Source organism: Candidatus Aminicenantes bacterium, assembly GCA_026393855.1.
GTDB lineage: Bacteria > Acidobacteriota > Aminicenantia > Aminicenantales > UBA4085 > UBA4085.
The window spans coordinates 95,552-103,498 of record JAPKZJ010000011.1; the positions used below are offsets into that span (position 1 = coordinate 95,552).

10 protein-coding genes are annotated in these 7,947 nt (G+C 62.5%); 3 read left to right on the forward strand and 7 right to left on the reverse strand.

All coding sequences use genetic code 11. From position 1 onward, the window contains the following. Positions 1-17: 17 nt before the first annotated feature. Entirely contained in the window at positions 18-1,214 is a 1,197-nt protein-coding gene (locus NTZ26_01745; GenBank protein ID MCX6559214.1) for a glycine C-acetyltransferase, read from the reverse strand. A gap of 106 nt (positions 1,215-1,320) precedes the next feature. On the opposite strand from NTZ26_01745, the gene ispH reads away from it, so the two are divergent. The 3 genes from ispH to NTZ26_01760 all read left to right on the forward strand — a co-directional run bounded on the left by ispH (position 1,321) and on the right by NTZ26_01760 (position 4,243). Next, complete coding sequence (ispH, locus tag NTZ26_01750; GenBank protein ID MCX6559215.1) at positions 1,321-2,196, forward strand: 4-hydroxy-3-methylbut-2-enyl diphosphate reductase; 876 nt, start codon at positions 1,321-1,323, stop codon at positions 2,194-2,196. Then, on the forward strand, positions 2,189-3,265 hold the full coding sequence (locus NTZ26_01755) for a polyprenyl synthetase family protein (protein ID MCX6559216.1): 1,077 nt from the start codon (positions 2,189-2,191) through the stop codon (positions 3,263-3,265). Before ispH ends, NTZ26_01755 begins: the two co-directional genes overlap by 8 nt. A gap of 180 nt (positions 3,266-3,445) precedes the next feature. After that, a complete protein-coding gene (locus NTZ26_01760) occupies positions 3,446-4,243 on the forward strand; it encodes an energy transducer TonB (protein ID MCX6559217.1) in 798 nt (265 codons plus the stop codon). Here NTZ26_01760 and NTZ26_01765 read toward each other — a convergent pair. From NTZ26_01765 to NTZ26_01790, 6 genes are all read right to left on the reverse strand, one after another. Beyond that, positions 4,233-4,691: a putative toxin-antitoxin system toxin component, PIN family gene (locus NTZ26_01765; protein ID MCX6559218.1), complete on the reverse strand. Its 459-nt coding sequence runs from the start codon at positions 4,689-4,691 to the stop codon at positions 4,233-4,235. The genes NTZ26_01760 and NTZ26_01765 overlap by 11 nt on opposite strands. Further along, on the reverse strand, positions 4,673-4,909 hold the full coding sequence (locus tag NTZ26_01770; GenBank protein ID MCX6559219.1) for an AbrB/MazE/SpoVT family DNA-binding domain-containing protein: 237 nt from the start codon (positions 4,907-4,909) through the stop codon (positions 4,673-4,675). Before NTZ26_01770 ends, NTZ26_01765 begins: the two co-directional genes overlap by 19 nt. Before the next feature lie 69 nt (positions 4,910-4,978). Beyond that, a complete protein-coding gene (locus NTZ26_01775; protein MCX6559220.1) occupies positions 4,979-6,052 on the reverse strand; it encodes a winged helix DNA-binding domain-containing protein in 1,074 nt (357 codons plus the stop codon). 105 nt (positions 6,053-6,157) lie between these two features. Then, positions 6,158-6,970: a hypothetical protein gene (locus NTZ26_01780; protein ID MCX6559221.1), complete on the reverse strand. Its 813-nt coding sequence runs from the start codon at positions 6,968-6,970 to the stop codon at positions 6,158-6,160. After that, positions 6,957-7,220 carry a hypothetical protein gene (locus tag NTZ26_01785; GenBank protein MCX6559222.1) on the reverse strand — a complete coding sequence of 88 codons (264 nt, stop codon included), beginning with the start codon at positions 7,218-7,220 and terminating at the stop codon, positions 6,957-6,959. The genes NTZ26_01780 and NTZ26_01785 overlap by 14 nt, the downstream gene beginning before the upstream one ends. Beyond that, positions 7,213-7,701, reverse strand: coding sequence for a sigma-70 family RNA polymerase sigma factor (locus NTZ26_01790; protein ID MCX6559223.1), 489 nt, complete (start codon positions 7,699-7,701; stop codon positions 7,213-7,215). Before NTZ26_01790 ends, NTZ26_01785 begins: the two co-directional genes overlap by 8 nt. Between the last annotated feature and the right edge of the window lie 246 nt (positions 7,702-7,947).

Consider the following 7,947-nt stretch of genomic DNA (forward strand, 5'->3'; position numbering starts at 1 on the left):
CGGGGCGGCAAAGCTAGTCAGCCGATCAGCTTTTTGGCGACCTTCTTGAACTTGTCGATGGCGAAGCCGATCTGCTCCAGGCTGTGGGCGGCGCTGATCTGGACCCGGATGCGGGACTTGCCCCGGGGGACGACCGGGAAGTAGAACCCGATAACGTAGATCCCCTCCTGCAGCAGCTCGTCGGCGAAGCGTTGGCTGAGCTGGGCGTCATTGGGCAGGTGACCAAAAAGGACCGGGACGATGGGGTGGATGCCGGGCACGATCTTGAACCCGGCCTCCTCCATGCCCCGCCGGAAAAACCCGGTGTTCGACATCAGCCGGTCGCGCAATTCCGTCGACTCGGTGATGATCTTGAGGACTTCCAGGGTGGCGCCGGCGATGCCTGGGGTCAGCGAGTTGGAGAAGATGTAGGGCCGCGACCGCTGGCGGAGATACTCGATGATCGCCTTGCGGCCGGCGATGCAGCCGCCCGAGGCTCCGCCCAAGGCCTTGCCGAAGGTGGTGACGATCAGGTCGACCTTGTCCATCACGCCGAAATGCTCGTGGGTGCCGCGTCCGGTCGGGCCGACGAAACCGGTGGCGTGCGAGTCGTCGACCAGGACCAGGGCTTCGTACTTCTCGGCCAGAGCGCAGATCTGGTCGACCGGGGCGAGGCTGCCGTCCATCGAGAAGACGCCGTCGGTGACGATGAGCTTGGTCTTGGCTCCCTCGGCTTCCTTGAGCCGCATTTCGAGGTCGGCCATGTCGCAGTTTTTATAGACGAAGCGCTGAGCCTTGCAGAGCCGCACCCCGTCGATGATCGAAGCGTGGTTGAGCTCGTCGGAGATGATGGCCGAGCGCTCGTCCAGCAGGGGCTCGAAGACGCCGCCGTTGGCGTCGAAGGCCGAGGAATAGAGCAGGGCGTCGTCCATGCCCAGGAAGTCGGCCATGCCGCGCTCGAGCTCTTTGTGGACTTTTTGGGTGCCGCAGATGAACCGGACCGAAGCCATGCCGTAGCCCCAGCGGAAGAAGGCGTAGTTGGCGGCGGCCATGACCCGCGGCTCGTTGCACAGGCCTAGGTAATTGTTCGCGCAGAAGTTGAGGACCTTGAGGCCCCCTTCCGTCTTGATCTCGACACCCTGGGTCGTAGTCAGAACGCGCTCGGTCTTGTACAGGCCTTCGGCCCGGATCCGGGCCAGCTCGGCTTCCAGATGATCGGTGAATCGCTTGTCCATGAAAGGCTCCTTATGGGAACAAAGCATTATAAAGCAGCTGTGGGAAAAGGGGAACCCCTCGGGTTGGTGGACCGGCGGCAAGTGTGCTATAAATCAGGCGCCGGCCATGCGCATCACCCTCTCGGGCAACCTCAGTTACTGCTTCGGCGTCCGCAAGACGCTGACCCTGGTCGAGGACCTGTTGGCCCGCAACCCCGACCGGACCTACTACATGTACGGCGAGATCGTTCACAACGAGCTCGTCATTCGCGGCCTGCGGGCCAAGGGCTTGAGCATCATCCGCGACCTGACCCAGATCGGGCCGACCGGCAGCGTCATCATCCCCAGCCACGGCGCCCCCCTGGGGGTCTTCGAGGATCTGCAGGCTCGCGGCGTCGACGTCATCGACGCCACCTGCCCGATGGTTCGCCTGATCCACGAAAAGGCCCGCCGGCTTGAGGCGGACGGTTTCACTGTCGTCATCATCGGCGATCCCCGCCACGACGAGGTCCGGGGCATCGCCGGCCATGTCGACCGGGCTCTGGTCTTCCGCCACCCCGCCGACGTCACTGCAGCTTCGCTGGCCGGTGTCGGCCGGGCCGGGATCGTTGTCCAGTCGACCTTTATCCGCGAGGAAGCTCGGGCCGTCCTGGAGGCGGTTCGGGCGCTGGTTCCCGAGGTTCTCTTCGAAGACACGATCTGCCGGCCGACCTCCGAGCGGCAGGAGGAAGTCCGTCGCATGGCCGCCCGGCACGATTGCGTGCTGATCGTCGGATCGCGGCGCAGCGCCAACACCCGCCATCTCTACGATTTGGCCGGCGGCGAGAAGGCCTGCGTCCATTTCGTGGACGATCCCGAGCAGGTGGCCGAACTGCCGATCCCGTCGGGCGCTTCGGTCTTCGTGGCTTCGGGCGCCTCGACCCCCATGTCGGCCGTCGAGAGAGTGGTCGAACTCCTGGAGCGACGGAAAACCCCGGCGCCGAGTAGCGAAACCCATGCCTGATCGTTCCTCCTTCCCGGAGTATCTGGCCGGCGTCAAGGTCGAGGTCGGGGCGTTTCTCGATCAGTACCTGGCCGGTGCTTCACGGCGCTACGGTCGGGTCAACGCCTGGGGGCCGGATGCGGCGGGCCGGCTGCGCGTCTTTGTCCGGACCGGCAAGATGCTGCGGGCCGGCATGGTGGTCGCCGGGTATAGCGCGGCCGGCAAGCGGCCGGGAACCGCCGTTGTCCGGGCCGGCGCCGCGGTCGAGCTTATCCAAGCCGGCCTGCTCATCCACGACGACATCATCGATCACGACCTCTTCCGGCGGGGCGGCCCATCGCTCCACGTCCAATATGCACGGCAGGGCGCCAAATCCGGAGCGATGGACCCGGACCATTTCGGCGAAGGGATGGGCATCTGCCTGGGCGACATCGCCCTGTTTATGGGCTTCGAGATTCTGGCCGGCCTGCCCATCCATCCCGCGACGAGGGCGGCCGTCCTGGGGCTCTGGTCGGACGACCTCTGCCGGGTCGGCCTGGCCCAAATGCAGGACCTGAACTTCAGCCAGACTTTTCCCGACACGGCGGAATCGGAGATCCGCCGCCTCTACATCAACAAAACGGGCCGCTATACGTTTTCGGCGCCCATGCGGACCGGGGCCATCCTGGGCGGAGCCTCCCCGCGGCTCCAGGCCCGCCTGGCTAAGCTGGGCGAGACGATGGGCCTTCTTTTCCAATGGCGCGACGACGAGCTGGGGCTATATGGCGACGCCAAGGAGCTCGGCAAGCCCATCGGGTCGGATATCCGCGAAGCCAAGCTGACCCTGTTGATGCGCCGGTTGTTCGATCGGACGGGGGGCAAGGACCGCAAAAGGCTTGTCGTGATCTTCGGGAATCCCGGCCTGAACGCGGCCATGCTCCGCGAGGTTCGCGCCATCGCCGACCGGAGCGGCGTCCAGGCGGGCCTCCACGTCGAGATGGACCGGCTGAAGACCCGGACCGGCCTTGTCATTGACGCCTTGAGCGCCCCGCTCGGCGCCCGCCTTCGCCTCCGTTCGGCCTTGGATTACGTCGTCGAGCGGAACAAATAGGTAATAGATAGGGGGACACCATACGTAATCCCCGATTTCCCCGGGCCGAGATCTCCCCGGTTCGGACGGTTGACCACTCGCGAAACAAATCCGCTTCCGTCCAGATGCTTGACAAGCCCCGGTCAGCCTCCTAGAGTCGGGGTAACTGAAGATTTCTTTGCCCGCCGGAAAGGATGACCCATGAAGAATCCCCGCCATCTACTGATCGCTCTCACCGTCTGCTGCGGCCTTGTCTTGGCTTCATCCCAAGGCTGGGCCGAGCCCGCCGCTGTTCAGGCCGCAACCGTTCCAGATCGGGGGCACGCTCTCCTGAACAAGCTGGATTCTTTCTTCGAGAGCTTGATGGGCGGAGTCCTCGCGCCGGATTCGGCTGCCAAGACGCTGGCTGGACTCAAGGTCGAGTCGGAACAGGCGCGGGCGCGGGGCGCGGTTACGGAGGACTTCTTCCGTCGCTACGCCCGCATCGTCCGGACGGTCCGGCTGGTCGTGGCGACGGATCCGAATGCCGCTCAGGCCGCGAGCGCGGAAAAGGAGATCGGTCTCTTCATCAAGGACATCCTCGGGCAGGGCTTGGAGGCGGATGCCTCTGTCTCCCAGCAGATCAACAAGCTGTCCGAAGCCGTGGCCAAGGAGATCGCCGCGCTCCGGCGCGGCTTGATCGAGCGGGGTATCCCGTATTCCGACGCGACTGACGAGCCGGTGCGGGAGAAGGATCTGCCGGTCGCTCCCAAGCAGATCAAGGACGTCCGGCCCGTCTATCCGGCCGTGGCCCAGAACGCCCGGGTGCAAGGGGTCGTCATCTTGGAAGCGCTTATCGATATCCAGGGCAACGTGAAACCGGGCAAGATCATCTACTCCATTCCGCTGCTTGATCAGGCGGCCATCGACGCCGTCGCGCAGTGGAAGTACGAGCCGACGTTTGTCGACGGCAAGCCCGTCGAGGTAATTCTGACGGTGACCGTGACCTTCACGCTCTAGGAATTAGCCCCGAGGCCTGGAGCTTGCGAATCAACCCGGCCGACGTCTCAATCGGGATTCCTTGATAGGTCTTCAAGGCAAGCAGGTGACGGTCCCCGCTGACGATCGCTTCGGCTGAGCCTGCCGCGGCCGCCGCCAGGAACTTGTCGTCCGAAGGATCAGCCCTGACCACCGCGGGCACCGCGTTGATCTGTACGGCTTCGACCAGCGGCAGGATGACTTCATCGAGCAAGCCTCGGATCTCCAATTGGGTCAGCTTGAACTTGGGATAGGCCAGGACCCGGATATATTCCTGAAGAATGGCACGAGTCGCGATGATTCGCATCCGGCCTTGTCCGCCGAGATCAATCAAGCGCCCCGGAACACCGCCGAAAAGGAGTCCGGAGACGAGAACGTTGGTGTCGATGACGATCCGGGCGGGGGAGTCGGTCACTTCTTGCGGGACCAAGCCACGGCGTCTTCGACATCCTTGTCGGTCAGTCCGAGCGCGGCGGCCTTGCGGCGGACCTGCCCGAGAACCGACTCGGACGCGGAGGTGATCTGGACGGGGTCCAGGACGATCTTGCCCTCCTGGACTTCGGCCTGGAAGTATTCGACCCCTTCGAACTTCTCCATGACCTTCTTGGGGAGGGTGATCTGGTTTTTATAAGTGCGCTTGCAAAGCATGGCGGGAATCCTCCGGAGAAAATATGATAATGTCTGGCGGCATTATTGTCAAGAAGTAAGGATGCATTACTAAATAGGCGAGTCGGAATTCTTACGGGCGATGAAGCGGCCGTACCGCGCGGCCGCTTTATCGATCAACGCCCGAATGTCGCTATCCGGCCGCTCGAAGAAATCCAAAGTCGCCGTGGCGGCTGCGGCCGCTTTTTTCCACGTCCCGACGATGCGGCCATTCACGACCACGATGGGGCGGAAGATGCCGTTGCTGGAGACGGCCTTATGCCGGCTTTCATGGGGCAGGGAAGCCCGGCGGTCCTTGTAGCCGATGAGGAATTCATCGAAAGCAGGCAGTAGATAAGCCGAATCCGGAGCGGAGGGGGAGACCGACAAACCGCCGGAAAACCAGCTAGTCGCGGAGGCGACGGTCTCTGAGCGAAGATTCCGTTTTACGGACTCCAAGGCTTGCCGCGCCTGGCCGACGGGAAGGCCCGACCACCAGATGAAATCCTGAAAGGTGGCGGGGCCGTGACCCTTAAAATATCGGACAGCCAGCCTAGCCAAGGCTTCTTCCTTTGGCAAAGCTTCGGTTCGAGGTACCCATTCCTCGAGCAAGGCGAACGTCGCTTTTCCGTTCTTCATTGCCCCGCTGCAGATGAGGCCCGCGGCCTCCGCGCAAAGAAAGAGATGGGAGGCGCGGCCGTCCGCGGTGGCGATCTTCGCCCTTCCCAGCGCGGCGATCAGGTCCTCGCGGGTCAGGTGGATGCCGCCGCGAAGCGCCTTCTCCAGTACGGCGAAGCTCTTCGTCAGGACCGCGGGCGCCAGCCCCAATTGATTGTGCCGGGCTTTCATGGCCCCCAGAATCTGCGGCGCCGTAAGCGCGAGCATCCAGCGGATGTCCGCGGCCGCGGCGAAATGCCAGGTCGGCCGGAGCAGATGGGTGCGGATGATCGCCCCGCGGCTGACCGCGGCCTCGATGGTCCCGACCGTGGCATGGGGGAGACGGACGCCGATGGCCCAAAGCGCCATGGGCAAGTCCTGGGCTTGTATGGCGCCCAACCGGCCGACGATGTCTTCCGCGGTTTTCAGCCTCGTCCCGGCGATCTGCTGGCTGGCGAGCCGAAGGCGGGCGATATCGAAGGATTTCATGGTCGTCATCTTCGGCCTATAATCCATCACGACGGCGGCGAAGGCAAGGGGATCGACGCCGCCGGGCGAATCGCGGAACTCGCTCGGCGGACGAAGGCGGGGGCGTTACTTCACTTCGGCGTTGATGACGAGAATGAGGGCCATTTCCCGTAATGGGAATCCGAGGCCGCTGACGCCGACGACGAGATAGCCTCTTTCTTTAAGGGTGATGTCGCTTGTTTTTAAGAGTTCCTGCCTGGGCCCGTTCTGGCTCTGGGTCACAGTGATTTCGCCCAGCGAGATGGTTCGTTTTCCAGGCTCATCTCCCCGCAAAACGACTTCGCGGATTACAAGATCGATTCCCCAGGGACTGACGAGCGTAGTTCCATTCGAGCCCGAGCCGTCTTTGGCGATAAGAAAAGAGGGGCTGCCAATCCAGTAGTGTTTGAAGTTCCAGAGGCCCTTCATCTCATCCAGTACTTTTTTTAGGTCTCGGTCGGCGATTTCCTTTGTTTCCACCAGCGCCATGTTTTTGACGATTTGGGGCGGTTCGTCTTGCGAGGCGGCGATGGCGTAGACGCGGAATTGGATGTTCTTCTTCTCCACATCCAGCTTCTTCAGCAATGCCTCGAAGGCCGGGATCTGCGAGCTCATGATGCGGACGGTCAGGGACTTCTCCGTTCCCGTGCTGTCCATGACGTAGAAGCGGGCGGAGCGCATGAACTCGGTCGCGCCGATGTACTTCAGCTCGTAGCTCTTGACGACCATAAAGTCGGCCTTGGCCTGGCCGGCTTGAGCCGGCTGGGCTATGGAGACGGCTTCCTGCGCCGCGCCGGGTGTCCCAGCGGCTTGGGCGAAGAGGGGAAGCATTGCGCCGGCGGCCAGAAGCACGGCCGCCATAAGAATTCGAATGACCAGAGACCGTTCAATCCTTTTCATTTCGTTCCTCCTCGAAAAGATGAAAATCCGGCTTTTGGAAAAAGACGACCTTAATGTTCTTGCCGGCGATTTCGAATTCCGTGCGGATCTCGGAGATCGGATAAGGCCGGCGTCTATTCGATCGCTCGGCCCGGGAGGTGAACTTATCCGCTGCCTCCTGAATACGGCGATCCAGGGCGGTCGGAACCTCGTGCTCGACGCTTCGGACCAGTCGGGAAATGCTCTCGTCAAGGCGTTCGTCGCTATTCATGCGTCACTCCCATGATGTCTCTGAGGGCGGCCCGGGCCTGGAACAGGATCAGCTTGATGTGGCCCTCTTTCAGCCTCGTGAGGCCCGCGATCTCGGTAATTGAGAGGCCGCTTTCGTAGAACAGAAAGAAAATATCCCGCTCGCGGGGCTTCAGTTGGGCGGCGTACCGATAAACTTCGCCCACGGCGTCGCCCGGGCCGCCGGCGACCGAGGCGGCGATCTTGTCGGGGTCTTTCATTGATTCGGTTCGGCGGTTTTTCTTGAAATGAGTCCTGATCTCGTTGTGAGCGATCCCGAAGATCCAAGCCCCGAAGTTCTCATCCCGCCGGAAGGATCGGAAATATCGCAAACCGTGCAGAACCGTCTCTTGGAAGACGTCATCCGCATCCTGCGAGAAATTCAGGGATTTAAGGATGTAGTTGTAGAGCTTAGGCTTCAGCGGGGCCAAATAGTCCCAGAATAGACTCTGTGAAGTCTCCATCCTCCCCCTCTCGAGGATCGCCGCATCGCCGAATCCCCGGCTCGTTGCCTCAGCCAGGCCGTTTAGGGCGGAGATGGCCGCAATAGGGGATTGGGTCTTCACATAATATAACGGACGGCGGGAAAAGGTTAGCGACGGAGTCCGATGGGCGGAAATCCGCCCTTAAGTCGATCCGCCCGCGGCTCCCGCGCCGCGGACGCAGGGAACGTCACCGGAGCCCGATCTTGAGGCCGATCGGGCTCCGGT

Excerpts from the sequence above, each read along its gene's own strand:
- NTZ26_01745 (MCX6559214.1), bottom strand. The coding sequence starts at position 1,214 with ATGGACAAGCGATTCACCGATCATCTGGAAGCCGAGCTGGCCCGGATC.
- ispH (MCX6559215.1), top strand. The coding sequence starts at position 1,321 with ATGCGCATCACCCTCTCGGGCAACCTCAGTTACTGCTTCGGCGTCCGC.
- NTZ26_01755 (MCX6559216.1), top strand. The coding sequence starts at position 2,189 with ATGCCTGATCGTTCCTCCTTCCCGGAGTATCTGGCCGGCGTCAAGGTC.
- NTZ26_01760 (MCX6559217.1), top strand. The coding sequence starts at position 3,446 with ATGAAGAATCCCCGCCATCTACTGATCGCTCTCACCGTCTGCTGCGGC.
- NTZ26_01770 (MCX6559219.1), bottom strand. The coding sequence starts at position 4,909 with ATGCTTTGCAAGCGCACTTATAAAAACCAGATCACCCTCCCCAAGAAG.
- NTZ26_01775 (MCX6559220.1), bottom strand. The coding sequence starts at position 6,052 with ATGAAATCCTTCGATATCGCCCGCCTTCGGCTCGCCAGCCAGCAGATC.
- NTZ26_01780 (MCX6559221.1), bottom strand. The coding sequence starts at position 6,970 with ATGAAAAGGATTGAACGGTCTCTGGTCATTCGAATTCTTATGGCGGCC.
- NTZ26_01785 (MCX6559222.1), bottom strand. The coding sequence starts at position 7,220 with ATGAATAGCGACGAACGCCTTGACGAGAGCATTTCCCGACTGGTCCGA.
- NTZ26_01790 (MCX6559223.1), bottom strand. The coding sequence starts at position 7,701 with ATGGAGACTTCACAGAGTCTATTCTGGGACTATTTGGCCCCGCTGAAG.